Below are 24813 nucleotides of genomic sequence, written 5' to 3'. Positions count from 1 at the left end.
AGCAACGCCCGCCCATGGCTACCGGGCGGGGTGTTGGTGATCTTGGTGCCGTGGTGGTGACGCGGTGGTGCCCGCGGTGCCGGTTCGGGCTATTCGGTCATGACTTCGCTGATCGCAGCGCAGGTGGAGCATTCGTCGACGATGGCTTTGCCGTCGGTGAACACGGCGATGAGGGCTTGGATGGCGAGGTTGTTGACGGCGCGGGGATGGCCGCAGCTGGATTGGTGGATGGCGGGTGCGGCGTCGTCGGAGAACAGAGGGTCGTCGCGGCCAGCGAGGCGTAAGTGGTGGCGCCGGCTGCGACGCAAGGTCGCTGAACTGGAGGCGGAGAAGGAGATTCTCCGCAAGGCGGCCGCCATTCTGCACGAGAGATAGGTCGATGATCCACCGCTACCGGTCCATCTCCGAGCACCGCGCCACCTACGGCGTTACGCGGCTGTGCCGCGTCCTGGCGGCACCCCGGCGGCAGGGCTACTACGAGTGGCTCGCCGTCCAGCCGGCCCGCCGGGCACGGGCTGGCGCCGAAGATGCCCTCGCCGGCGAGATCCGCGCCATCCATGGCGAGCACCGCGGTGCGTACTGCTCGCCCCGCATCACCGACGAGCTGCGCCGCCGCGGCCGGCGGGTCAACCGCAAGCGGGTCGCGCGGATCATGCGCGAGCGGCGCGCCGTCGGGATCACTCGACGCCGACGACGGTCGCTGACTTGGCAGGAGCCGACCGCCGCGGCGGCGCCGGACCTGATCGGGCGGGACTTCACCGCCCCGGTGCCGGGCCGGCGTCTGGTCGGGGACATCACCTACCTGCCTACCGGCGAGGGATGGCTGTATCTGGCCACCACGATCGACCTGTTCAACCGGGAGGTCACCGGCCACACCATGGCCGATCACATGCGACGCTGACCTGGTCTGCGACGCCGTTGAGCCGGCCCACCGCCGCGGCCTGGCCTGGCCCGGCCCGGCCCGGCGCGCCATCTTCCACGCCGATCGGGATCGCAGCCAGCTTCAAGGCCGAGGTCGGCACCCTGTTCGCCACCCGCTCCGACGTCCGCCGGGCCGTGATCGCCTGCATCAACTACTACAACCGCACCTTCTACATTCGACACTCAAACGTGATGGCGTTGATCCTGGTCCGTCGAGGCCAAAGCGGCAGCTGGAAACGTTTCAAACGTCCTTGGACACCCGAGCGACCTCCGGGGCCACCCCGTCACTCAGGGCTTGAGCTGATCGTCAAGCCAGTCGCAGATGTCACGTTGAGCGATCGCGAGCGCGTCCAGCTGACAGTGCGCACATCCAGGCGTTCCTGCCGGGTACAGCTTCAGGGCCTTGTCGGGATGCTTGATGTCGTCATAAACGGCGCGAGCGTCAGACACCGGAACCAGGGCGTCACTCTCGCCGTGCATCACGAGCACTGGTGCCGACACGTTGCCCATCACATCGGGCCCCAGTTGGAACTTGCGTGCGTGCTCGATGAGCGCCTCACGACCCTCGACCCCCAGGAACCGCTCTAGCTGCCGGATTCGGGAACCTCTGCGACCGGACGCGGCCTTCTCATCGAAGACACGGGGGTCGATCCCGTTCATAGCGCCCCAGATCACCGTCGCCCGCAGCCTTGGCTCGAACGCAGCAGCACGTGCGGCGAAGTAACCGCCGAGACTCGACCCGATGAGTCCGATGCGGTTGGCGTCGATCTCCACCAGCCTTTCCAGGTAGTCGACCGCCGCAGCAGCAGCGACCTCGAAGTCATAGCTCCCGTAGATTCCTCGCATCTTCGCCGCGCCCTGACCCGGGCCGTTGAGCAGGAGAACGGCATAGCCACGCTCGGCCAACGCCGCACCGATCTTGAAGTACTGCTCCTCTGCCCACGCGTCGATACCGCCGAAGTCGATCACGGCTGGAAGTTGGGTGCCGTCGGCGACGTCGGGAATACACAGATAGCCGGGGAGGCTCGCACCCTGATACGGCACCTCAACCGGAACGAACGCGGGCTTCATGCGGCGCGCCGCCTCCAGGAAGCAGCGCACCGAGTCCTCCAGCCCTGGCGCGACTTCGGAGGCGCCGGAGATGTCCGCCAGCTGTCCTGAGATCCGGTGGTAGATCGTGGCGCGCAGGAACGCATCGCGCGCCGTGATGTCATGTCCACCGGCTGCTGATTCGCGGGCGTCCGCCTCGATCGAGTGCGCGAGCTTGGAGAAGCCCGCTTGCCATGCCGCGTCGTCTCCCACAGGAAGCGCCTTCGCCACGGAGTGGACCTCGCTGAAGTCAGCGCCCCTGACGTAGCAGTAGGAGAAAAGCCGAAGCATTTGCGTCGACCACTCGAGGTTATTGGGGAAGTACTCGAACGCTCCGAAGGGAACGGAGTTGACTGATGAGTTGGGCGCCTGGCTGTTGGTCATGGTGTCCTCACTGATGGGGTTGTTGGGGGCTGGGTCGCGATGTGTCGCTGCCTCGACCGGAGACCGCTGGCGACACCATGATCTAGGGGTCGATGGACAGGACTGCAGTGGCGTGAGCGGCGAGGGTCATCCCCATGCCGTGCACCAGTGACACCGCGGCGTCGGGGATCTGCCGTTCATCCGCCTCCCCTCGCAGTTGCTCCACGGCGTCAAGAATCAGGTAGAGACCCAGCATGCCCGGGTGCAGATAAGCAAGCCCTCCTCCACTGGGATTGAGTGCGAGCGAGCCGCCCGGAGCAATATTGCCGTCGGCGACGAAAGGCCCACCCTCACCCTTGGGACAGAATCCGAGATCTTCAAGCAAGATCAGCAGGCTGATCGTGAAGGCGTCGTAGACGTGGGCCGTGTCGATGTCAGCAAGGTCGACGTCTGCCATCTGGAGTGCACGTGTGGCGCTCACGTCGGCGCGCGTCCTCGTCAGGTCAGACATGCCGAGAATGTTGCGATGGTTGCTTTCCTCAGCTACGCCTCGCACGTACACCGGCGGCCTTCGCATCGACCGCGCCCTGGCTGCGGACGTCACGATGACGGCCGCACCTCCGTCGGTGACAAGGCAGCAGTCGTACTTGTGCAGAGGTGAGGCGATCAGTGGTGAGGCGAGCACGTCTTGCACGGAGAGCGGATCCGTAAATCGAGACCTCGGGTTCTTGACCCCCCACTCGCGTGCGGAGACCGCAACCTGCGCGAGTTGTTCGCTCGTCGTACCGAACTCGGACATGTGACGATTCGCGATCATGCCGAAACTGCCCACCGGATGGATGAGTCCGTACGGCTCCTCGTAAGCCAGCTTTTCCGAAAGGCTGACGAGCCTGCCTCCGTCCGACCTCTGGGTGCTGCCATACGTGACCAGAGCCGTCTCGCACAGGCCGGCTTCGATCGCCGCCGCGGCATGAGCCAGATGAGCGATGAAGGAGCAACCCCCGAGATTGCTGGAGTCCATGTGTCGTGGCCGAAGTCCCATGTACTCTGACACGCTGAGAGCCGGGAACGCGTGGTACGCCGAGGCGGCGAATACGCCATCGATCTCATTCTTCGTCACCCCCGCGTCAGCTATCGCACGCTGGGATGCCTGAGCCGCCAGGCCCAGGGGCGAAAGGCCATGACCCGGCGCAACATCCGCCTCGCCCGCTCCCACGATGGCGACCTTGCTTCGAATGCTCATGCGACGTTCACCTTGTCCACGGGACGGAAGTGCGGCAACGTCGCAACGTCGTCGAAGTAGACCTGAACCTCGAGTCCCACCGCAACCGAATCGACGTCGCAGTCATGCAGGTCGGCCAGGACGCGAAATCCCTCGTCGAGATCGACCAGCACGAGCGTGTAGGGCACCTCGGATTCAAAGCCCTTCGCACCGGCGCGATACTGAACCGTGAACGAGTAGACGATGCCGTGACCGACTGACTGCTCCTCGTGCAGCTTCGACGACCAGCAGGTCGGACAGATCGCCCGCGGGTACGACGGCACGTCACCACAATCCCCGCAGCGCTGGTACGCCAAGCGGCCTTCCCGCGCCGCCGCGAACCAAGTGGCCTCTTCGCCCCGGGCAACCGGGACCGGCTTGCCAGAACTCATCGCCCGGACACTCCGGCCGGTGACAGCGGGCGCGCCTCGGCGAACTCTCTACCCGTAGCAATGACCGGCCGCGCACTCATAGGGCTCCCATCTCACTGAGACACTGTCTCATCGCAAGCTGCCATACGCCTGGACTCGTTGTCAACGAACCCACCTGAGCACCCTCGTTGACACCCGACACCCCGACGGATAACTTCAATGAGACACTGTCTCAGTCTGATTCGATTCGGAGGTCCGATGAGCACGCCGCATTCCCAACAGCCAGGGCCGCGCTGCCATCCGGTGAATCGCTACTCAGAGGGCGTACGTCGATGACGTCTGCTGCGCTCATGCGAGCGGTTCAGATCGCCTGTCATGATGGTCCGGCAGCGGTCGAGCTCGTGGAGATGCCACGACCAGTGCCAGGTCCGGGTCAGGTGCTGATCGAGGTGTCCGCGGCCGGGGTGTCGTTCCCGGACTTGTTGCTGACCCGCGGCCGGTATCAGATGAAGCCGGAGCTCCCGTTCGTACCCGGCGCGGAGATCGCCGGCGTTGTGGTCGAGTCCGCGCGAGGGTCGCGCTGGAAACCGGGTGACCGTGTCGCAGCAGTCCCAGGGCTGGGTGGATTCGCGCAGTACGCCGTCGTGAATGAAGAGTTAGTCTTGCGGATCCCCGACGGCCTCGCACTCGAGACTGCGGCCGGGATGCCTGTCAATTACCTCACCGCATACTTCTCGTTGGTCCACCGGGCCCAGCTTGCGGCCGGCGAGAGTGTTCTGGTGCACGGGGCGGCCGGCGGCCTCGGAAGCGCATCCATACAGGTCGCCAGAGCGTTCGGCGCTGGGCGCGTCGTCGCCGTCGTATCCTCCCCGGAGAAGGGAGAGGTTACGATTCGCGCAGGCGCACACGAGTTCGTCCTGGTCGAAGGCTTTGCCAGTCATGCCCGCAACCTGGGGGGCGTCGACATCGTGGTCGACCCTGTTGGCGGAGACCGATTCACCGATTCGCTGCGGGCATTGCGTGACGACGGTCGACTCCTTGTCGTGGGGTTCACCGCTGGCGAGATCCCGACGGTCAAGGTCAATCGACTACTTCTCAACAATGTGAGCGTCGTCGGTGCCGGTCACGGCGCCTACACATCTCGACGGGCAGGCTACGAGCAAGCTGAGTGGGATGCGTTGCTCCCGCATATCAAGTCAGGGCTCCTCAATCTACCGCAATTCACCACTTTCCCGCTTGAGAAGGCCGCTGATGCCCTGCGCGAGATGGATGAGCGTCGCGTGCTCGGCAAAGTGATCTTGACTCTCTGAGCAGGGTCCTCCGGACAGGAAGTGCTCACCATGCATGGTCTACCTACTCGGGGTCAGGTGCATCGACGTGAGGGCGTCGTATGCCTCGGCATGGAAGGAGCACAGCGAGGCACATGCCGCGGCCGGCGATACGTCCTGGGGCGACATGGTCCGGGGATCGTCGCCCAAGACGTTCATCTCCAATGGCCAGATCGCCGACCTGATCCTGACGGTTGCCAAGACCGATCCGAGCGCCGGACACAAGGGGTCCCGAGGACAAACATCCTCGGGGAGACGCCCGGCGAGGGATTCGGGCAGCTGATGAAGCAGCTGCAGCAGAAACGTCTGCCGGTTGCCGAGACTGCCGTCGCCGCCATGGAGACGACAGTTCGCGAGACAGTGGCATAAACCAAGAGCCGTCAGGCGTTCGGTCAGTCGATCTTCGACTCCAGAACATCAAGTTCGAGCTAGCCGAGGCTGCACCGGTGGGCCCACGTGGCCCGTGTGTTCCCTCGACTCGCGCATCGAACGACATCTCGCCGGCGAGCTCGACGGCACCAACGCGGCGACGGCCAAGTGGTGACTGACCGAGCAGCAGGTTCAGGTGATCGATCGGTGCCTGCAACTGTATGACGGCTACGTGCGTGAGCACCCGATTTGCCCGCATATTCCAGGCCGCCCGTGTGCAGAAGATCCACGACGGCACCAATGAAATCATGAAGGATCTAATCTCTCGTGCAATCTGAAGCAGCGGCGGAGAATCCTGCAGCGCCAGGGGTGACTGTGGAGGTCCATGGTGGTGTCGGGCTGATCTCTATCGCTCGTCCCGACCGACTCAACGCGCTGACCAGCCAGACGACCGTGGAGTTGCGGAACGCATTGCTCACGATGGATGCGTGCCGTGAGGTCGGCGCGGTGGTCCTTCGTGGCGAAGGCCGAGCCTTCTGCGCAGGGGCCGACCTCGAGGCTGGGATCGGCGACACGTCGTTCAGCGACCCTGTGGAGGCGATGCAGGCCGGGCTTCGTCACGGCACAGACGTGATCTGGGCGATGCGCACGATCCGCCAGCCGGTGATCGCTGTCGTACACGGGCACGCGATCGGCGCTGGGTTCGCGTTGGCTGCTGCCGCCGACGTCCGAGTCATCGGCTCGGAGGCGGCGTTTTCGGCTCCCTTCCTTCGGCTGGGGTTGACCGTCGGCGACCTCGGACTCTCGTGGTTCCTGCCACGGATCATCGGCCTCGGCCGAGCGGCTGAACTGTTCTACTCCGCCGGCGTGATCAAGGCCGATCGAGCTGTCGAGTGGGGGCTGGCGACCCACGTCAGCGCAGACCCACTGACGGAGGCGATGGAGTACGCCGCAGGGGTGGCTACCTTCCCCTCGTTCGGGGTTCAGACAAGCAAGAACCTGATCAACGCTGGCGGATCCTCCGGCCTGCGCGAGCATCTCGACGCCGAGGCACGGGCTCAGGTCATCACAGGACTGACTGGCGCAGCGCGACGCGCGATGAGCCGCGCCTCCGAACGAACCACCAGGAAGAAGAGCGACTAGCGACCATGAATCGCCAGGCCAGGTCAGACCATGTGGTTCCCCTCGTAGGCTGCGTTGTTGCTGGTCTGAGCGCTGCTGCGATGATCGGGAAGAGTTCGCGGGCGACGTAGCGTTTGAGGCAGCGGATGATCTCTTTGGTGGATTTCTCTCTGTGGTGCGGCGGTTGGCGTAGTCGCGGGTGCGTGGGTCTCGACCGAGGCGGGTGAACACGACGGTGTAGAGGGCGCTGTTGGCGCGTCGGTCGCCGCCGCGGTTGAGCCGGTGCCGGACGCCTGTGTCCGGACCTTGATCGCCGAGTCCTTCGCGATCTTGAACATGCGGATCACTTCCACCGCGCCATCTCCGGACTTCGCCACGGAGGTCGTCTGTCCGGATAGGACAGTGCGGGCGGCGTTTTCGGCATCGATCGTGTCGCTCTTGCCGCGGCGGCGGCGCACGGCCCGGTCAGGCCGGTTGACCTCCAGCACCCGCACACCCTGCCCGCGCAGGAACCGGGTCAGGGCGGTGCCGTGGGAGCTGGTGCCCTCCACGCCGGCGCGGCGCAGGCACCCATGGTCGCGTGCCCGGGGCCTCGGGGTGTCCGAGTCGTGGTTCTACAAGTGGCGGGACCGTCAGCCGACACCTCGCCAGGGACTTCTACAACCGCCGACGCCGCCACTCCGTCTGCGACGGACGCTCACCAGTCGACTACGAACGATCAACCCTCTGCGTCCTGGAGGACCAGGCCGCATAAACCGAGTCCTCCACGACTCCAGGGGATTGACACCAGGCGTTGCCAGAGGCCGCAGGTCGTGGCGGTCAGGCAGGACGCGAGAGATGGAGCGGGTTGGACACGAGCAATCGTTCCCGCACACTCGCGCGGACGGTCTCAATGACCTCATCATAGCGGTTGCTCAGAGAGCCATCGAGGATTGCTCGTCCCAGCGCCTCGTCGTCACAAACCCCGAGCCTCTCCAGCCGAGCACGGTGGCGAACGCCATGTTCATCACGAAGACGCAGCTCTCTGCGAAGCGTACGCATCACGTTGGCGGCAATTCGCGCGTTAAAACCGAAGCGTGCCCCCAGGGGAATCGCTTCGGACTCCAAGAATGCCTCGACGCCGGCTGCCAGGTCGTCCGCGGTAGGCCGGCCGTACCCGCCGTGCGGTTTCGACCCGCCCTTATCGAGTACGTCTTCCGCACGGAACGGCGCGTCAAGACCAAGGCCGAGCAGAACATCGAACTCCTGCTCAGCGGCACGGCGACCGATTGCGAGCAACTCGATCGAGGTCTCAGCGCCGCTGAGGTGCCGGTCAGCCTGGAGTGCGCAGCCGAGTCCCCACCTGATGGTGGCGTACAGCTCCCACCAATGAACCTGCGCCGCACTCGGCCGCCATCCTGTGACCGATTCGTAACCGTCAAGCAGCTCATCCCGGGTGCCTACGCCGGCGGCTGGGAGAGCTGAGCCGAATCGCCAGACCTTCGCGCACAGCCAGCCGATGTCCTCCACTGGGTCCCCGATATGGGCGAGCTCCCAGTCGAGCACGGCACGCAAGCCCTCGCGTCCCAGGATGAAGTTGCCGAGCCGCAGGTCACCGTGCACCAGGCACTGCGACGCTGGTGGCGGCCGGTTGTCGCGCAGCCACGCCACACCGAGCGCGAGGCCTGGGTCGGGCGGTCTGTCGCGACCGGACGATGCGAGCAGTCGCAGGATGGGGTCCGGGTCCAGCGTTCGCAGCTCTTCGGAATCGATCGAGGCGCCGTGGATACGCCCGAGTGTTTTTCCGAGGTCACCGGCGAGATGTACCCTCGCATCGGCATAGTCGTCTTCGCGCAGGATGCGACGCGCAATGGTCTCTCCGTCGACATGGTCCATCAACATGTAGGTGCCGCCGACGACGTCGTCGCTGCCGACGACGTGCACGCGAGGAACTGGGACCCCGGCCGCCGCCGCAGCTGCCATGGCATCGGCCTCGAGCCGCAGCGAACCGGACCCAATGTTCTCCGCAGTGGCGATGCGTAAGACGTACCGCCGCTCGCGGCCCGCTTCGCCCAAGGTCACGAGCAGTGTCTCCCGGCTCGCACCACCTGTGAGCCGGTCAAGGCAGACGTCATCGTTCGAGCTGATCGCGCCTCGGACGATCTGCTCGAGTCGCCGCGACCGCTGACTCTCCATCGCGGTCATAGGAACCCGAACATGTGGCCGGCCACCCGACGGATCTGCATCTCTTCGCTTCCCTCAGTAATCCGATAGCGCCGGTGGTGCCGGTAGATGTGCTCGAACGGCTCATGCCGGGTATAGCCGACGCCACCGTGAACCTGCATGGCCTGATCCGCCGCCTGGCACACCAACCGGTTGCCCCGGTAGTTGCACATCGACACCAGATGACCGATCGTCACCGCCGGCAATCCCGCAGCGTGAAGCTGGTCCATTTCGGATGCCGTCCTGTGGATGAGCGTCCGGACAAGCTCAGCCTCCGTGCGCAACTCGACCAGCGGCCACTGGATCGCTTGACGCGAAGCGAGCGGACGGCCGAACGTGACCCGGCTCTTCGCGTACTCGACCGACCGATCGATGCAGTACAGGGCGGCACCCACGCCTGTGGCAGCCTGCCGGATGCGGTTTTCGTGGACGAACGTCTGAGCCACCGCCAAGCCATTCCCCTCCCCCCCGAGGATCGCGTCGTCGGGGACCCGCACTTGATCGATCGTCAACTCGGCATGGTCAGTGGGCATGTTGAGGGTCCACCAGTAGAACGGAATGTCGAGGCCCGGGGCGTCCAGTGGGACGATGAACGCGGTGATGCCCGTAGCGTCGCCGGCCTCGCCGGACGTCCGAGCGAAGATCACGTCATGGGTGGTCCCCGGTGCGATTGTGTTGAAGCGCTTGGTCCCCGTAATGACCCAGTCACCGCCATCGCGTACCGCACGGGTAGACATCCACGTCGCATCACTGCCGTGATCGGGCTCAGTCAGCGCAAAGGCAAGTCCCATGTCCCCGGTGATACACGGCTCGACGAACTGTTCACGCTGAGCCTCCGTGCCGAAGCGGTGCATCAGCTCGACCATGACGAGATTGCCCACGACCGAGTGCTCGTTCTGCAGGTCGTTGTGCAGTCCTAGTCCGCGACGTGCCAGGTGCTCACGAATCGCGGCCATCTCGACATTGTCTCCGCCGTTGCCGCCGAGTTCCTTGGGCATGCTGTGGCGATAGAAGCCCGCCCGGTCGGCCCGCCGACGAGCCTCGGCCAGCAGTTCCAGCCAGTCTTCGCGAGGAACACCGCCCTGCTCGATGTCCGTTCGCGAGAACTCCCTTCGATGATCGAAGAAGCGTACGTTGTCGTCCTCCTGCTCAAGCGGCACGATCTCTCGCTCGATGAAGGCGTCCAACGATCCTAGAAGGTCTTTCAGGTCGGGAGGGAGTTCAAGGTTCATGGGTCATCCTTTGGCTAGGCCGAGGCGTGGGGCCGGTGGACCAGTGGGCTGGATGGACGCTGGGCTGCCGTCGACGCAGCATCGATGGCGCTCCGCGGGGAACCACCCGTCACGAGGGCCGGAGCCCCGTCCCGCCTCGCGTGGACGTCATCCCTCGTACCCGCCGCCGGCGACGATCAGCTGCCCCGACACGTAGTCGGCTTCCGGGTAGGTCAGCATGATGACCGAGCCAGCTGCCTCCTGAGTGCTGCCAGGTCGCCCGAGCGGGATGCGGTCCTTGAGCGCGTCCAGGAGCTGCGGGTTCACTCCAACCTTGATCTCTCGCCCTTCAACGGTGATCGTTGAACCGGCGTCCGCGCCCGTCTCGGTCAGCCGCGTGCGGATGAAGCCGAACGCGACGCAGTTGACGTTGACGTTGTAGCGGCCCCACTCCTTTGCGAGAGTCTTGGTGAGGCCGATGACCCCGGCCTTGGCCGACGAGTAGTTCGACTGTCCGACAATGCCGAAGACACCGGCGACGGAGGAAATGTTGACCACCTTGCGGTGGACGACCAGCCCCTGCGCCCTCTCCTGCTTGACAGCCGCGCTGATGACAGGCTGCGCAGCGCGCAGGATGTCGAACGGCGCCTTGAGGTGCAGGTCGACGATCGCGTGCCACTGTTCGTCGGTCATCTTCTGGATGACCGCATCCCACGTGTATCCGGCATTGTTGATGATGATGTCGATCCCGCCGAAGTTGTCGACCGCGGCGGCCACAAAGCGGTCCGCGAAACCCTTCCCCGTAACGCTACCGGGGACCGCGAGTGCCTCGCCGCCGTTCTTGACGATCTCCGCGACCACCTCGTTCGCGGGATCGGCGTCGAGGTCGTTCACCACGACCCGAGCACCTTCCTCGGCGAGCTTCAGGGCGATCGAGCGACCGATGCCGCGACCGCCGCCGGTCACCATTGCGGACTTGCCTTCAAGCTTTCCCATTGTCTTCCTTGCTTTCATCGCGCTGTCGTCTTCTTACTCACGCCGTACTGGACCTTGTCTCAGTCGATTGCCACTACCGCTTCGCCGTGAGCGTTGTCGTCCCGTCGCCGAGCATCACCGTCAGGTCGAGCGTGGCGCGCTACTCTCCGTCCACCTCATCGGCACGGAGCTGCTGACCGCCCGCGGCGACACCGACCAGACGGCCCCCGGCCTGGCCTCCAGCCGCAACGACGCGCGGCGGAGGGTGGCCGAGGGCGGCGCGTACGTGCCAGCAAAGCATAGATTTGAGACGATTCCTTGACCTCATCGAAGGTCAGAGGGTCACGGAACACCGTGTATGGATTGTTCGCCGCGTGCTTGCGGGACTTGACCGTGATGTGTGCGAACAGCGACGGGTCGATGACGCGCCGTCCTCGATCGGACGTCCGGCGGACGCTCAGCGCCCGGTCGAGGAGCGCGTGCGCTCATGGGCACCGGAATCGTTGCTCAGACGGCCGGACAGGATCTCGGCGAGCCAGTCGAAAATGATGTCTGCGCCTGATTCGAAGTTGTCCATCGACACGTGACCGGCGCCGCCGAGTTCGGCCGTTCCGCGGACAAGGTCCACGCGCGGTGAGCCCGTTGCCGCCGCCACGGTCTGCTCCGCGTTCTCCCACGGCACGAGGTGGTCGTTCTCGCCGTGCAGCACGAGCAGCGGTACGTTCAGCTGCGACAGGACTGGCGCCAGGTTGAAGTCGTCCATGACCCGTAGCGCCGCCTCCAGGGTTTCCTGTCCCGTCACCCACAGGAGCTGACTGGCGGGAGCCGACAGCACGGCGTCAGAGCCGTACATCTGACGGACCCGCGGCCCGGCGTTGAAAGCGGCCCCCCATGCAGCACAGCACTTCAGGCGCTTCTCAAACGAGGCCGCTCGCGGCGCATAGTAGCCGCCTAGGCTGTTGCCCAGCAGGCCGATACGGTCTGGATCCACGTCAGCGCGAGTCTCGAGATAGTCCACGCAAGCCGCGATGGGCACCTCGGTGTCGAACCGTGCGGGCATGCCTCGCAGCCGCAGCGCCTCACCGACGCCCGGGGTGTCCACGACGAGCATGGAGAGTCCGCGCAGCCGGGCCTGATCACCGCGACGCAGGTACAAGATCTCCTTGAACATGTCGAAGCCGTCGATGTTGATAACGGTCGGCGACGGCCCAGGCCCGTCCGCGGGTATGAAAAGGCAGGGCAGGCTGGTCCCCGCATAGGGAACCTCCACGAACTCGACCGGTTCACCTGAGCACGCGACAAAGGCAGCGAACTCGTCCAGGACCGAGCGGTAGGCGCCAAGCTTCCTCTCGTGCGTGGCGTCCAGGTAGCGCTCGGCAAGGATGTAATAGATGCACGCCCTGCGATGCTTGTGCGCGGCGGTGAACAGCCTGCCGGCCTTCTCGTCGACACTCGCCTGGTCAGCGACCACGTTTGCGACCGCCGACCAGGACTCGTACCAAGCCACCCCGGCGGGGGTATCGCCACGCTCGGCGAAGCTCCGGCAAGCACGATCGACCTCGTTGACGTCGGCTCCGGTGTTGAGAGCGAGCAGTACGCCCTGCGAGTACATGGGCTCATTGGGAAAATACTGAAACGTCACGTGGTTTGCCTCTCAGTTGATGCGCACAGAACTGGTCTGGAGCTTGCGTGTCTGCGGGGGAACCTCGCCGACTGTGATCACGGATCCGGCGGTAATCAGCTCGAAAGCATCAGGTGCGACCTCCGCGACTGCACGTTTCAGCGGAAATCCGCTGCAGTGCATTGGAGCGATGAGCTGCGGTGAATACTCCGCGAGCCGGCGTGCGGTGTTCTCGATTCGATGGGCGCTGATGCCGGGATGACCCGTGTGGAAGCCGCCCATGACGCCGTAGATGGTCTCGTTGGAGAGAAGCTTGCGCATGTGTTCGGTCGAGCTGACGATTCCGCGGTGTCCGCACGGGTCGATCACGAGGACGCCCACACCCGCGATGTCGATGCCGAGTACTTGGTGGTCGTTGATGTCGTCAGGTTCGACGGCACCATCGGCGTGGACGCACCAGCGGCCGGTCGGCGCCTCGAGTTCGAAGTCGAAGGCCGTCTCCATCTCACCGGAGGTGAACAGGCCAGGACCGAGCTGAATGGGTCCACGCGCCTGGATCAGACCGCCACCCGCGCGCTCGACCCGCTCGCGATTGAGGCCGATGTTGATCATCGGCAGCGTGACGTACGGTTTGACGATCATTCGGGGGTCGAAGGCGTCGGGGTGGACGATGACCGGCACCGGATGGCCGATGGCTTCCAGTACGCCAATTACCCCGCCGGTGTGGTCGGGATGGCCGTGGCTGAGCACGACTGCGTCAACGTCAGCAAGATCGATTCCCAGCAGGGCGGCGTTGTGCAGCACTACCGGCGCGGTGAGCCCGGCGTCGAACAGCACCGTGGTGACAGTTCCGGCGGAGAACGTCTCCACGTAGAAGCAAAGCCCGTTCTCGGCGAGGATCTCGCCGTACTTCGAGTTGAAGTGTTGGTCCATCCCGTAGCGAGTGACGCGGCTGGTCGAGGGCAGCAGAATGTCGATGAAGTTCTCGTCGAGAACGGTGATGCGAACGCCGTCGCAAGGCATCGACCCGTCTCCAATCCTCGTAGGTGAACAGTGAGTTCGACAGCTTGCCGCACTCGGTACTGGCTCAGGCACTGCCCCACGTGGCGAGATGAGCCGGTTCCCGAGTGCCCGGACCGATGACGGAGGACGCCGCCAATCCGGGCAGCCCAGGTGACGCACAGCCGACGAGCTCGGCGGCGGATTCTCCGCCCATGGGAATGGCGATGAGCTTGGCGGCAGCCACGCCTAGAACACCGCGACTGGCGTCAGCGGCGAACCCACGGCCCGTGTGATCGGCAGGGGTGGCCCAGAGAACATGAACTCCCAGCGCTGCTCCTCTGCGCAGGCTTCAGCGATCGCCTCAAGGTCGAAGATCTCCCCGACCCAGAGCCCCATGTAGACGAGGAAGATGATGTGTAACGGCTGGTTGGTGTCTGGCGTCTCGTTCGGGCGCACCTCCATTCCCCAGGTGTCAGTGGCCAATGCTGCGATCTGCCGGTCGCCCACCCAAGGAACCGCATCGAGGCCGAGACCCGGTGCAGACCCGCCCGCGTAGTCGCCCCAGGCTCCCCGGTCCCGCACCTGGGCCATCTGACCGGTGCGAACGAACACGAAGTCACCTCGGCCAACCTTGACGCCCTGGCGGCGTTCGCACGCATCGAGTTCCTCGGAAGTGATCGCGTGGCCAGGCTCGAGCCACGGCACGCCCAAGGCAGCAGGGACATCCAGCAGTACGCCGCGCCCGACCATACGCGCGCAGCCGGAGGTGATGGCGTTCTTCAGCGCGCCCTTGCTACCCACCTGATCGGCGGCGAAGCCGTTGTACATCTTCCCCTCGAAGAAGATGTGCGCCAGCGCATCCCATTGGGTTCCACTCTGGAGCGGCATGATCAGCACGTCGTCGGCGCCGCGAAGGTGCCGGTCGTCGCCACCGTAGAAGTCGCGGATCGTCGTGCCGGCCACTACGTCCGCACCATCCCGAATCATCAGGTGGATGGGGTTGAACCGCCCGAATGCGCCTCCACCGGACTGGGGCCCCGCGTCATCGATCGGTAGCCCCATCGCCACGATTCGTCCCGTCTTGACCAGCTTTGCCGCCCGGACGACCGCCTCCGGCGACGCGTGGTTCAGCGTGCCCAGCTCGTCGTCATCACCCCATCGACCCCAGTTGCTGTACTTCAGGCCGAGTTCCTTCACGGTGGCGATCGTGGGCGGCGCGGTCATGAGAGCTCCTCCAGTGAATAAGACAGTGTCTCATCGCGATGGTCCTGTAAGTCTCACGCCCTGTCAAGGAGGCTTCGCGGCGCCAGAGCGACTACACCCGATCGCTCAACCGGAACGTCACTGCCGCCGGACTCCACATCCGAGAACTCACGTTGCTCGAATGAACGACCCGCAGGAGATCAGGACGGCGCCGGCCGCGACCAAACCACCCCCTGAGGCACAGGCACGGCTTGCAGCGGCTACCGCCCGGACGACAACATGATCGTGATCGCGTAGGTGCACGCGACGGCGTACTCGTGCAGCGCGGCGGGGACGTCCGTTTCAAGGATGTATCCGACCTCGCGGTTCGCTACCTCGCCCGGTTCGTCGAACGTGGTGGCTGGGCTCTCCGCTGCGGGAGCAGCCCGGCCAAGGGCCGGGCCGTCACCATGCCAGCGTCCAGCAGACGACCCGGGGAAAGATCAACTCCTCGCCGGAGCCACTTGATCAACAGTTAGCGAAAGACCTGGGCTAATCACTGAAGTCGAACGCGAAGGTACCCGCCTCGATGCGGTCGATGAGTTCACCGACATTGCCGGCTTGCCGGATGGCGCTGTCCCATCCACTACTGGTGATGTCGACCAGCAACACCGGTGCGGGGTCACTGCGCAGGTCGAGCACGAGCTGTTCACGAGATCCGTCACCGCCGATGATCGCGATGCCGGGGTGCGCGTCGGTGCCCTGGTCCCATGCGTGGCGCAGCTCAAGCATCTCGCGTGGCGTGTTGAGGCAAACGAAGGCTCCGTTTGTCATCCACCCTCGTCGAAGCCACGACGCCGCTTGCAGGTAGGCCCGCCATGCGGCTGGTAGCGCTGTGCCCAGCGCGTGGTAGGCGTCGGTGAACTGCTGGTCGTCGACAGGACCGCGGTAGTCGGCTTCCTCGATGATCGTGCCGACAATGTGGGCGTTGAGGTCGGCCAGTTCCTCTGCGGGGATCCAGTACTCCAGCACGTCGCGACCGCCGACCTGATGAACCTCGTAGCGGTCCAGGTACGCGCGCTGGACCTGGAACCGGGTCACGTAGCCGACGCCACCGGCGGGAACGTTCCACTCACGGGCGATCTTTGTGGCGTACCAGCGGTTGAGTACCGGGTAGAAGATCGGCTGGTCTGGCAAGCGTGGTGGCCAAGCCCGCCATCCGGATGCCGCGACAAAGTCGAGTTCGGCCTGCCCGGTGGGCCGCCACAGGGTGATCGTATCGGAGGCGTCGATGGCCTGACTCCCTACAACCATGGTTATCGCGTGCTCGTAGCGAGCCACGCATGCAACATTCTGATGCTGTCGGCCTCGGGCGTTACTGCGGCCCTGTCGGTCAGTCGGCGGGCGCACGGGACAGGTGCACGCATCCGACGGCGCCTCGGTGCACAGCTCGTAGTGGGGCGACGCCAACGCGCAGCCGGATCTGCTACGCCGCGTTCGTCCGGGTGTTGACGGCGCTGGAGTACCTCGCCGTTCACAGGATCTTCACCTGCGGGTAGCGGCGGTCCGGTTTGGTCAGCAAAGGATCCGGGCGATCATGCTCGACATAGTTGAGGAAGGCGGTCAGGTACGCGCTGGTGATCGCCAATCCGTGGTCGCCGTCGATGCTTCCGAGCGCGAGTTGGCTGCGCAGCGGCCCGGCGAGGTAGTAGGTGGCGTAGTCGGTGAAGTTGAAGTGCCGCATGCCGGTGATCTGGTAACGGAACGTCGAGCCGGTGCTGGCGGCCAGCAGGGTGCGGGCGGTGGCCTGGTCGGAGCGGTCCGCGGCGCTGGCTGGTTGGCAGGTCCCGGTCACGCAGGAGTCCTCGCTGGCCATGGTGAGGGTGGGTCGGTCCAGTCCGCTGTGCACCACCGGGCCGAACTGGGTGCCGTCCAGGTTCGCGGCGCCGGTGCAGCGTGGGTCGTCGTGGCAGGCTTGCAGGGCCGCAGCGCCGCCGAACGAGTGCCCAATGTAGACGGTGTGGTTCGCGTCCACGTGGCCGGCGAAGTCACCGGCCCGCCCGAGGCCGGCCACCTGGCCAGCGGTGAACCGGGCATCAGCGGACCACACCTGCACCAACCGATCGCCAGCCTCTTGCGCGGCGCCGGCATGCAGGTCCGTACCGTCGAACGCGCGGGGATTGCCGGCCGGGCTCGAATGGACGGCGCCGCCATGCAGCACAGTGAGGTTGGCGCTGTAGGTCGGCGTGACCCCGGCGACCAGGTAGCCGTGGCTGGCCAGGTCCTCCGCGATCGTCGTGTACTGCGGCACCGCGAAGCCCAGGCCAGGCTCCAACACCACAACCGGGAACTGGCCGGCGGCCACCGGCACACGGTCAAGGGCATGGTCGCGTACCGCACCGAAGTTCGTCTCCGCCAGCCCGATCGGGCCCGGAAGATGCAGCCCGCTCCACGCACCAGGGGCGTACGGCGCACGGGGACCGGTGGTGCCCGGCGGCGCCGGGTACCACAGCCAGACCGACAACTCGCGGGACCGGCCGGCCTGCGGGGCGATCGGATCGGTCCGGGTGGAGTCGGTCCAGTCGACCGTGGTCCTGCCGACCGCGTATTGGCCGGTCGGCGCCGGCAATGTGACTGGTCGCGCGTGTCGGATCGCCGCGTAGCCAACGTAGCAGCCGGCCGCGACAACGATGGCCAGCACGAGACTGAGGAGCACCTTCAACGTCCGGCGCAACCGCTGGCGCCAACCGCGATCAGCCCGCACTGGCACTCCTGCGGTCCAGGTACGCGGCCCGCAATCCACGCACCCCAGACACCGCGGCGACAGCCAGCGCTGCGGCCATGGCCAGTCCGTACACGGTCAGGCCAGCCGATGCGGCATCGGCGCGGGCCACCTGATATGCCACGCTCGCGGTCGAGGCGACCGCCATCGCGGCAGTCGCGCAGGCACTGGCCGCCACCGCCGCGGTCAACCGCACGGGGCCGTCCGGTCGTGTCCGGGTCAGCGCCAACGCCGGTCCAGCGCCGCAGCCGGCCGCTATGACCACGCCAAGAGAGGCCAGCAGCACGAACACCGGCGTGGCGACCCCGGCGCCCGGCGGCGCGGACCTTGGTGCCCACGCCGCCGACGCGGCGGCGGTGACCAGAAACGCGAGCGGCAGCACGACCGGCGCGGCCAGCAACCCCGCAACCCGCCCGTATTGCCGGGCTCGACGCGCGATCGCGACCACCAGCGGCAACCAAGCAACCGAAATCGCCAGGACGGACACGCACGCGCCACCGACGAACACGTCATACCATCCGCCGCCCCGCCCGGACCCGTGCGCCGCCCCGTCCGTGGTCACTTTGGCGAACAGGACCGCACCCGTAGCCAGGACCGTCCACGCGCACAGCGTGACGCCCACGGTGGCGCGCATCCGGCCGGCACGGTCATGCAGTCGGGCCGGCGGACGCAGCCACGCGCCCAGCGCCGCGGCCAGCACGTCGAGCATCGCCCACCCGCTGGGCCCGGTATCGGCCAATAGCGCGCCGAACTCGTCGGCGTACCGGACCCGCCACGCCGGAGGAAACAGCGCGACAAGGATCCGGACCCGTGGGCCGTCACCCCCGCTCATGCCTGCCCGCCGGCGAGGCCCAGTCGCCGCAACCCCAGGTCGGCAACCCGCCGCATCTGCTGTACCTGTCCCGCGAGGGCCCGCTGTCCGGCGGCGGTGATCCGATACGGCCGGCGCCGGCCCTCTGCCGGCAGCGCCTCGATCAACCCGTCGTCCTCCAGCCGCGCCAGCACCCCATACAACGTGCCCGGCCCCAGGCGAACCCCGACCTGCTCGGCGATGTCCTGGGTGATCGCGTATCCGTGCTTGGCTCCCTCAGCCAGGCTGGCCAGCACCAGCACGGTCGAATCGGTATCCGCGGCCACCGCAACTCCCCTCCCGTATGCTCGACTGACGCTATATCGAGCCGCGATGTACCGTCAACCGATCTACCCGCGATGCACAGGAGACGCCGATGGACGCAATGGATGCGGCCCTTCCCGCCAACCACCCGACACGGCCGGCCTGCCAGGGCGTGCCGGCACCGGCACGGTCGCGGGGAATATCAGCGAGGCCGTCCCCACGACCCCGTTGATCACGCTGCTGGCCATAACCCGGCTGATGGCTTGCCGGCCGGCGCTGGCGGCAAACGTCGAAGCTGTACTGGGCAACGGAAGCGCCGCATTGCAGGCACTCGAACGGACAACCGTCGAATACCTGGTCGCCGAGCAACAACTCGGACGGATATCCGCAGGCGCCCACACAGAACCGCTGGCGCTGGCCGAGCTCGACGACTCCCCCATTGACCGTACCTGCGGACACCCAGAGCACAACCAGCCCGACGAGCATCCGCAGGGCCTCGCCGACCAGGATGCCGGCCGGGACACCCGCAGTCGTCCAGGCCGCCACTCGGCGGCGCCCGCGACTGATCGACCAATTCCACGGAATATTTGACGCCATCGTGGTCCGGAATCTAACGTATTCCACGGAATGCTTCCTCGTCTCGAAGCCCCGAAGGACCCCTCATGTCGTTGTTCAAGTCCAGGACGCTGTGGATCACCATCGGTGCGGTGGTCGTGGCGAACCTTGTCGTGTTCGGGCTCGCCGCCAAGGCCGGGGTGGCCGACGCCGCCAAGATGGCCGCCGGAGCCGACGCCAACCTCGTCGCCGTCGCGCTGCTCGTCGGCGTCATCTACCTGCTGACCCGCAATCGGGCCACGGTCGATCTCGCGGCGCGGGCGCCCGAGCGGCGCATTGCCGCGCGGGAGGTCACCGGGGTGCTCGCGTACGCCGCCGCCGGGCAAATCGTCGGGGTGGCGCTGGGGTGGCTGCTTGGCGAGCACCCGATCAGCTTCCACCTGGCCGGCACCCTCTACGGCCACCAGCACGTGACGCCCTACGAGGCCTATGTCTGGGCGGGGTACAACTTCGTCGTCTATGCCCTGCTGCCCTGGCTGTACTTCCGCCAGCGCTACACCGCCGAACAGCTGAGCCTGCGCTCGTCCAACCGCCGCAACGACCTGCTGGTCATCCTCGTCGTCATGATCCTGGAGTCGCTCAACGAGCTCGGCGGGCTCTCCGCCGCCGTGCTGCACCTCAGCCCCGCACAGCTGGTCAAGGGCGTGCCCGCCGCGTTCGGCCTGTACTTCCTCGGCTCCGTGCTGCCCACCATGGTCCTGGTGTACTCGATCCTGCTGCCCCGCTACCGCGCGCTGACCCGCTCCGCGCCCGCCACCGTCGTGCTCGGCGGGCTGACGTACGCACTGCTGCACTTCTTCGAGGCGTGGACCGTACTGCGGACCCCGGCCGGCGCGGCGGTGTCGATCGGGTTGCTGCTGTTGCAGTACACCGGACCTGGCATGGTGAAGAGCGTACTGACGCTGCGCACCGGCAACGCCTGGGTCCACGTGTGGGCCTACCACGCCGTCGCGCCGCACACCCTGGTCGACACCCCCCACGTGGTGGGGATCTTCAACATCAAGTAGGAGGACGCCGCATGGCCCGGCCGCAACGACCGCAGCAGCAAGGGGAAATGGTGCGCGAACTCGCCATCGTCCACCAGCTGATGACGACCCGGCTCAACCGGGCCCTGCGCCCCCTCGGCCTGACCATGACCCACACCAGCCTGCTGCTGCACCTCACCGGCCACCCGGACGGCCGCACCATCGGCGAGATCGCCGACGCGATGGAGGTCAACCAGCCAGCGGTGTCCAAGACGGTGAGGACCCTGGCCGACCGCGGCGCGGTGAGCGTCCACCTCGACCCAGCCGACGCCCGCCGACGCACGATCCGGCTCACCGCCGACGGCGGCGCCCTCATCGGCCAGGCCATGCAGGCCATGCACCCTGAGGCCACGCTCGGCCTGGCCGACCTCGACGACGAACGGCTGGCCACCCTCATCGACCTGCTCCGCACCGTCCGCATCCGCCTCGACGGGACCCGCCACCAGGACCGCCAACTAGGAGACCGCTGAATAATCCGGCATGCCGTTACCCCGGTTTGATCGGTTTTGGTCGATATGAGGTGGGTGCAGGGTCGTTCTGGTCCCGGGCGGGAGTTGCTGGACACCGCGGCGCTGGTGGGGCATCCGGTCCCGGCGGGCAGTGTGTATGGGTCGCTGGCCGAGCATCCTGAGCGTTGAGTTACCGGCACGTCCGGCTGACTCGCCGATTGCTCCGCCGAAAATGCACCGTGAGACTCAAAAGCATGTCCCTGGAAGACGAGTTCGAGGCAGCCTGCATGGAAGCAATCGACGCCTGCAGCAAGCTTTCGCCGCCGTACCATCCGACTGCATGGCACACGATGATTGATAATCACGGCGCTGCAGAGGCCGCTCGGCGGCTTGTCGTCAGCGGCGACATCCAGACAGGGTTCGAGCGGTTGGTGCGTGCTGGGCGTCCCGAGCTCACCATCGAGTATGCGATGACCGACCCGCACTGGCGGCCGCTATTCGGCCCGCAGCATCGAGAAGCCGCGCAGTGGCGACTCGACCAAGCAGGTGTCGTGCGCCGGTAGGACTACTTGGTCGTCCGCCGAAAGCCGCCCTACGGCGGTTGATCGCGCATCCCCTCACGCCGCGATCCGGTCGCTAGGTCATGGCGCCCGCAGGGCGGTCCGGTCCCCCATGCCGACAACGGCGACCAAAGCCCGGCGATCGGACCAGCGGCGCCGCGCACCCGTCGTCAGTCCACCTGCGGCACCACCAACCACGCCGACGGCAGGTCGGGGCGTTGGGAAATGGTGCGTGTCAGACCTCGCCCGGCTGACGGAGCGCCCCGCCGGAACGCTGCGGTTCGGCCTCGCCACCATCGACATGAACGGTCGAGTCGCGGACGCCGCCTTGTTCCGGGTCCTCGGCTGGACGACCGACACCCGGCTGCACATTCAGACCTGCACCGACCTGGTCGTCGTCGCAGACGACCGCGGCGTCTTCCGGCTCAGACCACCCGGGCATGTCCGGATACCGGCGACCGCCCAGCACTGGTGCCGCCTCGAACTCGGCGACCGGGTGCTACTGGCCGCCGACCCGGTCAACGGGCTGCTCGTCGTGCACCCGCCGGCGGTGCTCGAGGAACTGGTCGGCGGACTGCTGCGCGCACGGTTCCGGGACGGTGGCGAGTGATGGCCGCGACGCCCGCCCGCGACGCCGAACTGGACGCCGCGAGGCTGCTGCTGGCAAAGCTCGGCGTGTCCCCAGAGGAACTGCTGCAGCCGACGGCCGCCCGGCCGGCGGTGCCGACGTTCCGCGAGTACCTGCCGGTGGTCCGCGCCGCCGTCGGGCCGGGAACGCTACGCGCGTACAGCAGCTACTGGAACCGCATCGAGCAGCAGTGGGGCGACCGGCGCATGGACGACGTGAAACCGACCGACATCGGCGGGCTCGTGGAACAGGTCAAGGCCAACCGGGTCATGCGGCGAAACGGCCGCTCCGGCCGCGGCGCGGCGGAGAACCTGATCGCGGCCCTGCGCTGCGTCTACAACCACACGGTCGCCGATGGGCACCTGAGCAAGGATGAGAACCCGGCGCTGAAGGTCGCCAAGCCGCGGCGGCTGCCCAGCACCCGCGGCGCGCTCGCCGACGCCAAGCTCGCCGAACTCAACGCCGCAGCGGCGTCCAGCGGCAACGATCCGGAGCTCGACGCGCTGCTGCTGCGCCTGCACACCGAAACGGCGTACCGGCGCGGCGGAGCCCTCGCGCTGCGCCCCCTCGACCTGGACGAGGAGCAGTGCATGATCCGGCTGCGCGAGAAAGGCGAGACGGTCCGCTGGCAGCCGGTCTCCCCACGCTGATGCAGTATCTGCTTCAGCACGCCAACGAGCGCGGTGCGCCGCCTGGCGGTCAGCTGCTGCGGTACCGCAACGGCAGATGCGCGTCACGCGGATTCCACGGTACAACGACCACTGGGCGAAGCGTTCGTTTCCACTCCGGCCGGAGCGGCCGTGATCGCGGCGGTCGCCGACGCCCTCCGGACATCCGGCGCGGCCGTGGTCAGTAACGCTCGCATCGAGAACGACCAGGACTGATCGTTTTCGCCGCGGCCCTCGGCCCGGTCGAGGCCGCCAGCAACGAGGGAACCGAGGTGTTCCGAGGTCCGCTTCCGCAGCGAGAACAGCGGACCGTTGTCGGCCCGGGCCTCCGAGTTCCCGCCGCACACCGACCTCGCCTTCACCGACATCGAGTGCGGTGTCGTCGTGATGGGCTGCGTTCAGCAGGACTCCATCCCAGGCGGAGCCAACACGCTGCTACCGCTGCCGGCGCTCCTGGCTGAACCGACCGCGCAGGAGCGAGCCGTGCTGGCCGAACCACTTGTTCCGGCAGGAGTCGGCCGATGTGACGTGGCGGTGCCAGCCGACGTGGGAGCGGCCTTCGAACCGGACCACACTGACACGCGCTAAGATCCACTCCCACGGCGGACCGGTCGGCTGATGCGGTCCCCCGTGCGGTGGCGTGGGTGTCGGACGCGGAAAGGGTCAGGGCGGGGCGACTGATGGCAGGTAAGCGTGCCCTGGTCGGGATCGTCGCAGTGATCGTCGCCGTCGCGACGGCCGGCTGTGCGGGTGACCCGGCCGACCAGGCCGAGGCCACCGGCTGCGCCACCAACGCTGTCGCGGTGCCGGACGTCGTGGGCCGGAGCGTGGCTGACGCGTACTCGGTCGTGACCGATGCCAAGCTCGCGTTAGGAGACCTGACCGACGCCACCGGGCAAGGCCGACACATCATCGACAGGCATAACTGGAGGATTGTCGCCCAGAACCCTGCGGCCGGGTCTTGCGTCGACCTTTACGCCCACGGCTACGCCGGCCGCCAGCTGAATTTCAGTGTCGTTAAGTACTCTGACCCGGTGGCGTCAGGTGGCACCCAGCTCATCATGCCGAGCTACCTGGGGAAGGATCTGAAATCCGCCAGGGCGGAGATCACGTTGATGGTGTCGTCCAAGAACGGGATCAAGACGACTGATCCTTACGACCGTTACGCGTCGGACACGGATCGGGTGGTCACCACCGCCCCGGCGGCAGGTGAGCCCGTCCTGGGCGGCGTCACACTCACCGTCGTGAATCCACAGGTGTGGGACTTCTTCGAGGCCAACCCTACGATGCCGCACCTGGCCGGAAAGAAGTGGGACTACTCGGCGACCGGCCTACCGGCAATCGTGTTCACCGAGGTGACCGAGCGCACTCCACCGAGTGGGTACTACTGGGGTGACCACATCGTGACGCACACCGACCCGGCGGCCGGTCAGCCGCTGGTGGTCGGTAACAAGGTAACGGTGTTTACCGATGTAAAGTCCGCGGGCAGTCAAAGCTCGGGCAGCGACTCGACCGGTTCTGGCTCGAACTGCCACCCCGCCTACTCGCCGTGTGTGCCGGTCGCGCCGACCGGCGACTGGGACTGCGCCGAATTGAAAGCCAAGGGCATCCACGACATCCGGGTGAACGTCGGTGGACGCGGGGACCCTTACCGGCTGGACACCGACGACGCCGACTCCATCGGCTGCGAGCTGTAAGGACGTGTCGTTGCCGGTCGGGGCCAAGTCGGTCTGCCAACTCCCCCCGGATCAGCGAGGAGGCAGAGAAGGGCAACCCCTCCTGGTTCAAGTTCGTGGACGCGCACCGCGACAGCACGCCCGAGCGGGAGTAACGGCGCTGTTGCGTTCGCCGATCGAAGGCACGTTGCGCCAGGTGCGCCGAGCTCGGATTGCGGAGGCGAGCTCGCGGAACGCCGCGGCGATGTGCAGTCCGGGTGGGGCGTCGAGTCCGAGTTC

The 24813-nt window shown here is 66.5% G+C and carries 25 protein-coding genes and 3 pseudogenes; 12 read left to right on the top strand and 16 right to left on the bottom strand.

Translation table 11 applies throughout. The features are described from left to right. Window positions 1–89: 89 nt before the first annotated feature. Window positions 90–347, bottom strand: coding sequence for a hypothetical protein (locus AB0367_RS18495; RefSeq protein WP_366227541.1), 258 nt, complete (start codon window positions 345–347; stop codon window positions 90–92). 32 nt (window positions 348–379) lie between these two features. Between AB0367_RS18495 and AB0367_RS18490 the strand changes: the two are divergent. Together AB0367_RS18490 and AB0367_RS18485 are read left to right on the top strand one after the other, a co-directional pair. Then, window positions 380–682: pseudogene (locus AB0367_RS18490) on the top strand (IS3 family transposase); the annotation flags it as partial. A gap of 51 nt (window positions 683–733) precedes the next feature. Continuing rightward, a pseudogene (locus AB0367_RS18485) lies at window positions 734–932 on the top strand (DDE-type integrase/transposase/recombinase); the annotation flags it as partial. Window positions 933–1209: 277 nt separating this feature from the next. Here the strand turns inward: AB0367_RS18485 and AB0367_RS18480 are convergent. The 3 genes from AB0367_RS18480 to AB0367_RS18470 all read right to left on the bottom strand — a co-directional run bounded on the left by AB0367_RS18480 (window position 1210) and on the right by AB0367_RS18470 (window position 4026). Further along, on the bottom strand, window positions 1210–2394 hold the full coding sequence (locus AB0367_RS18480; protein WP_366227540.1) for an alpha/beta fold hydrolase: 1185 nt from the start codon (window positions 2392–2394) through the stop codon (window positions 1210–1212). An 82-nt stretch (window positions 2395–2476) separates the two neighbouring features. Further along, entirely contained in the window at window positions 2477–3616 is a 1140-nt protein-coding gene (locus AB0367_RS18475; RefSeq protein ID WP_366227539.1) for an acetyl-CoA acetyltransferase, read from the bottom strand. Continuing rightward, on the bottom strand, window positions 3613–4026 hold the full coding sequence (locus AB0367_RS18470) for an OB-fold domain-containing protein (protein ID WP_366227538.1): 414 nt from the start codon (window positions 4024–4026) through the stop codon (window positions 3613–3615). Before AB0367_RS18470 ends, AB0367_RS18475 begins: the two co-directional genes overlap by 4 nt. Before the next feature lie 416 nt (window positions 4027–4442). Between AB0367_RS18470 and AB0367_RS18465 the strand changes: the two genes are divergently transcribed. From AB0367_RS18465 to AB0367_RS18455, 3 genes are all read left to right on the top strand, one after another. Then, window positions 4443–5315: an NADPH:quinone oxidoreductase family protein gene (locus tag AB0367_RS18465; RefSeq protein WP_366227537.1), complete on the top strand. Its 873-nt coding sequence runs from the start codon at window positions 4443–4445 to the stop codon at window positions 5313–5315. Between the two features lie 608 nt (window positions 5316–5923). Beyond that, complete coding sequence (locus AB0367_RS18460; RefSeq protein ID WP_366227536.1) at window positions 5924–6040, top strand: acyl-CoA dehydrogenase family protein; 117 nt, start codon at window positions 5924–5926, stop codon at window positions 6038–6040. Window positions 6041–6071: 31 nt separating this feature from the next. After that, a complete protein-coding gene (locus AB0367_RS18455; RefSeq protein ID WP_366227535.1) occupies window positions 6072–6845 on the top strand; it encodes an enoyl-CoA hydratase/isomerase family protein in 774 nt (257 codons plus the stop codon). 23 nt (window positions 6846–6868) lie between these two features. Here the strand turns inward: AB0367_RS18455 and AB0367_RS18450 are convergent, their stop codons facing one another. The 11 genes and pseudogenes from AB0367_RS18450 to AB0367_RS18400 all read right to left on the bottom strand — a co-directional run bounded on the left by AB0367_RS18450 (window position 6869) and on the right by AB0367_RS18400 (window position 18936). Further along, window positions 6869–7312 carry a hypothetical protein gene (locus AB0367_RS18450; protein WP_366227534.1) on the bottom strand — a complete coding sequence of 148 codons (444 nt, stop codon included), beginning with the start codon at window positions 7310–7312 and terminating at the stop codon, window positions 6869–6871. Between the two features lie 331 nt (window positions 7313–7643). After that, complete coding sequence (locus AB0367_RS18445; protein WP_366227533.1) at window positions 7644–9008, bottom strand: phosphotransferase; 1365 nt, start codon at window positions 9006–9008, stop codon at window positions 7644–7646. Beyond that, on the bottom strand, window positions 9005–10258 hold the full coding sequence (locus AB0367_RS18440; protein ID WP_366227532.1) for an acyl-CoA dehydrogenase family protein: 1254 nt from the start codon (window positions 10256–10258) through the stop codon (window positions 9005–9007). The genes AB0367_RS18445 and AB0367_RS18440 overlap by 4 nt, the downstream gene beginning before the upstream one ends. 147 nt (window positions 10259–10405) lie before the next feature. Then, window positions 10406–11233, bottom strand: coding sequence for an SDR family NAD(P)-dependent oxidoreductase (locus AB0367_RS18435; protein ID WP_366227531.1), 828 nt, complete (start codon window positions 11231–11233; stop codon window positions 10406–10408). 436 nt (window positions 11234–11669) lie between these two features. Beyond that, entirely contained in the window at window positions 11670–12854 is a 1185-nt protein-coding gene (locus tag AB0367_RS18430; RefSeq protein WP_366227530.1) for an alpha/beta fold hydrolase, read from the bottom strand. A gap of 12 nt (window positions 12855–12866) precedes the next feature. Next, window positions 12867–13856 (bottom strand): MBL fold metallo-hydrolase, encoded by a 990-nt coding sequence (locus AB0367_RS18425; RefSeq protein ID WP_366227529.1) that lies wholly within the window; start codon window positions 13854–13856, stop codon window positions 12867–12869. Between the two features lie 225 nt (window positions 13857–14081). Continuing rightward, the gene (locus AB0367_RS18420; protein ID WP_366227528.1) at window positions 14082–15059 is read right to left on the bottom strand and encodes a cyclase family protein; all 978 of its coding nucleotides are present in this window, start codon (window positions 15057–15059) and stop codon (window positions 14082–14084) included. A gap of 924 nt (window positions 15060–15983) precedes the next feature. Continuing rightward, a pseudogene (locus AB0367_RS18415) lies at window positions 15984–16331 on the bottom strand (ADP-ribosylation/crystallin J1); the annotation flags it as partial. Between the two features lie 220 nt (window positions 16332–16551). Further along, entirely contained in the window at window positions 16552–17718 is a 1167-nt protein-coding gene (locus AB0367_RS18410; protein WP_366227527.1) for a hypothetical protein, read from the bottom strand. Between the two features lie 52 nt (window positions 17719–17770). Further along, window positions 17771–18631, bottom strand: a complete 861-nt coding sequence (locus tag AB0367_RS18405) for a hypothetical protein (RefSeq protein WP_366227526.1) — start codon at window positions 18629–18631, stop codon at window positions 17771–17773. Further along, window positions 18628–18936: a PadR family transcriptional regulator gene (locus AB0367_RS18400; RefSeq protein ID WP_366227525.1), complete on the bottom strand. Its 309-nt coding sequence runs from the start codon at window positions 18934–18936 to the stop codon at window positions 18628–18630. The genes AB0367_RS18405 and AB0367_RS18400 overlap by 4 nt, the downstream gene beginning before the upstream one ends. A gap of 205 nt (window positions 18937–19141) precedes the next feature. Between AB0367_RS18400 and AB0367_RS18395 the strand changes: the two genes are divergently transcribed. From AB0367_RS18395 to AB0367_RS18370, 6 genes are all read left to right on the top strand, one after another. Continuing rightward, window positions 19142–19504 (top strand): hypothetical protein, encoded by a 363-nt coding sequence (locus AB0367_RS18395; protein ID WP_366227524.1) that lies wholly within the window; start codon window positions 19142–19144, stop codon window positions 19502–19504. 71 nt (window positions 19505–19575) lie between these two features. After that, on the top strand, window positions 19576–20535 hold the full coding sequence (locus tag AB0367_RS18390) for a hypothetical protein (protein ID WP_366227523.1): 960 nt from the start codon (window positions 19576–19578) through the stop codon (window positions 20533–20535). A gap of 50 nt (window positions 20536–20585) precedes the next feature. Further along, window positions 20586–21023: a MarR family transcriptional regulator gene (locus AB0367_RS18385; protein WP_366227522.1), complete on the top strand. Its 438-nt coding sequence runs from the start codon at window positions 20586–20588 to the stop codon at window positions 21021–21023. 233 nt (window positions 21024–21256) lie between these two features. Beyond that, the gene (locus AB0367_RS18380; protein ID WP_366227521.1) at window positions 21257–21565 is read left to right on the top strand and encodes a hypothetical protein; all 309 of its coding nucleotides are present in this window, start codon (window positions 21257–21259) and stop codon (window positions 21563–21565) included. Between the two features lie 229 nt (window positions 21566–21794). Then, a complete protein-coding gene (locus tag AB0367_RS18375) occupies window positions 21795–22172 on the top strand; it encodes an AbrB/MazE/SpoVT family DNA-binding domain-containing protein (RefSeq protein ID WP_366227520.1) in 378 nt (125 codons plus the stop codon). Next, window positions 22172–22840, top strand: coding sequence for a hypothetical protein (locus AB0367_RS18370; RefSeq protein ID WP_366227519.1), 669 nt, complete (start codon window positions 22172–22174; stop codon window positions 22838–22840). The genes AB0367_RS18375 and AB0367_RS18370 overlap by 1 nt, the downstream gene beginning before the upstream one ends. Before the next feature lie 83 nt (window positions 22841–22923). Here the strand turns inward: AB0367_RS18370 and AB0367_RS18365 are convergent, their stop codons facing one another. Then, complete coding sequence (locus AB0367_RS18365) at window positions 22924–23226, bottom strand: hypothetical protein (protein ID WP_366227518.1); 303 nt, start codon at window positions 23224–23226, stop codon at window positions 22924–22926. 276 nt (window positions 23227–23502) lie between these two features. Between AB0367_RS18365 and AB0367_RS18360 the strand changes: the two genes are divergently transcribed. Continuing rightward, window positions 23503–24555 (top strand): hypothetical protein, encoded by a 1053-nt coding sequence (locus tag AB0367_RS18360; RefSeq protein ID WP_366227517.1) that lies wholly within the window; start codon window positions 23503–23505, stop codon window positions 24553–24555. Window positions 24556–24813: the final 258 nt, after the last annotated feature.

Source organism: Dactylosporangium sp. NPDC051484 (assembly GCF_040689395.1).
GTDB lineage: Bacteria > Actinomycetota > Actinomycetes > Mycobacteriales > Micromonosporaceae > Dactylosporangium.
Note: the sequence above shows the minus strand (reverse complement) of the source record. Positions and strands in the feature narration are given on the sequence as shown.

What these genes read in the sequence shown, in the direction of transcription:
- AB0367_RS18480 (WP_366227540.1), bottom strand. Translation starts at nt 2,394, where the DNA reads ATGACCAACAGCCAGGCGCCCAACTCATCAGTCAACTCCGTTCCCTTC.
- AB0367_RS18475 (WP_366227539.1), bottom strand. Translation starts at nt 3,616, where the DNA reads ATGAGCATTCGAAGCAAGGTCGCCATCGTGGGAGCGGGCGAGGCGGAT.
- AB0367_RS18470 (WP_366227538.1), bottom strand. Translation starts at nt 4,026, where the DNA reads ATGAGTTCTGGCAAGCCGGTCCCGGTTGCCCGGGGCGAAGAGGCCACT.
- AB0367_RS18460 (WP_366227536.1), top strand. Translation starts at nt 5,924, where the DNA reads ATGACGGCTACGTGCGTGAGCACCCGATTTGCCCGCATATTCCAGGCC.
- AB0367_RS18445 (WP_366227533.1), bottom strand. Translation starts at nt 9,008, where the DNA reads ATGACCGCGATGGAGAGTCAGCGGTCGCGGCGACTCGAGCAGATCGTC.
- AB0367_RS18440 (WP_366227532.1), bottom strand. Translation starts at nt 10,258, where the DNA reads ATGAACCTTGAACTCCCTCCCGACCTGAAAGACCTTCTAGGATCGTTG.
- AB0367_RS18435 (WP_366227531.1), bottom strand. Translation starts at nt 11,233, where the DNA reads ATGGGAAAGCTTGAAGGCAAGTCCGCAATGGTGACCGGCGGCGGTCGC.
- AB0367_RS18425 (WP_366227529.1), bottom strand. Translation starts at nt 13,856, where the DNA reads ATGCCTTGCGACGGCGTTCGCATCACCGTTCTCGACGAGAACTTCATC.
- AB0367_RS18420 (WP_366227528.1), bottom strand. Translation starts at nt 15,059, where the DNA reads ATGACCGCGCCGCCCACGATCGCCACCGTGAAGGAACTCGGCCTGAAG.
- AB0367_RS18405 (WP_366227526.1), bottom strand. Translation starts at nt 18,631, where the DNA reads ATGAGCGGGGGTGACGGCCCACGGGTCCGGATCCTTGTCGCGCTGTTT.
- AB0367_RS18390 (WP_366227523.1), top strand. Translation starts at nt 19,576, where the DNA reads ATGTCGTTGTTCAAGTCCAGGACGCTGTGGATCACCATCGGTGCGGTG.
- AB0367_RS18380 (WP_366227521.1), top strand. Translation starts at nt 21,257, where the DNA reads ATGTCCCTGGAAGACGAGTTCGAGGCAGCCTGCATGGAAGCAATCGAC.
- AB0367_RS18370 (WP_366227519.1), top strand. Translation starts at nt 22,172, where the DNA reads ATGGCCGCGACGCCCGCCCGCGACGCCGAACTGGACGCCGCGAGGCTG.
- AB0367_RS18365 (WP_366227518.1), bottom strand. Translation starts at nt 23,226, where the DNA reads ATGTCGGTGAAGGCGAGGTCGGTGTGCGGCGGGAACTCGGAGGCCCGG.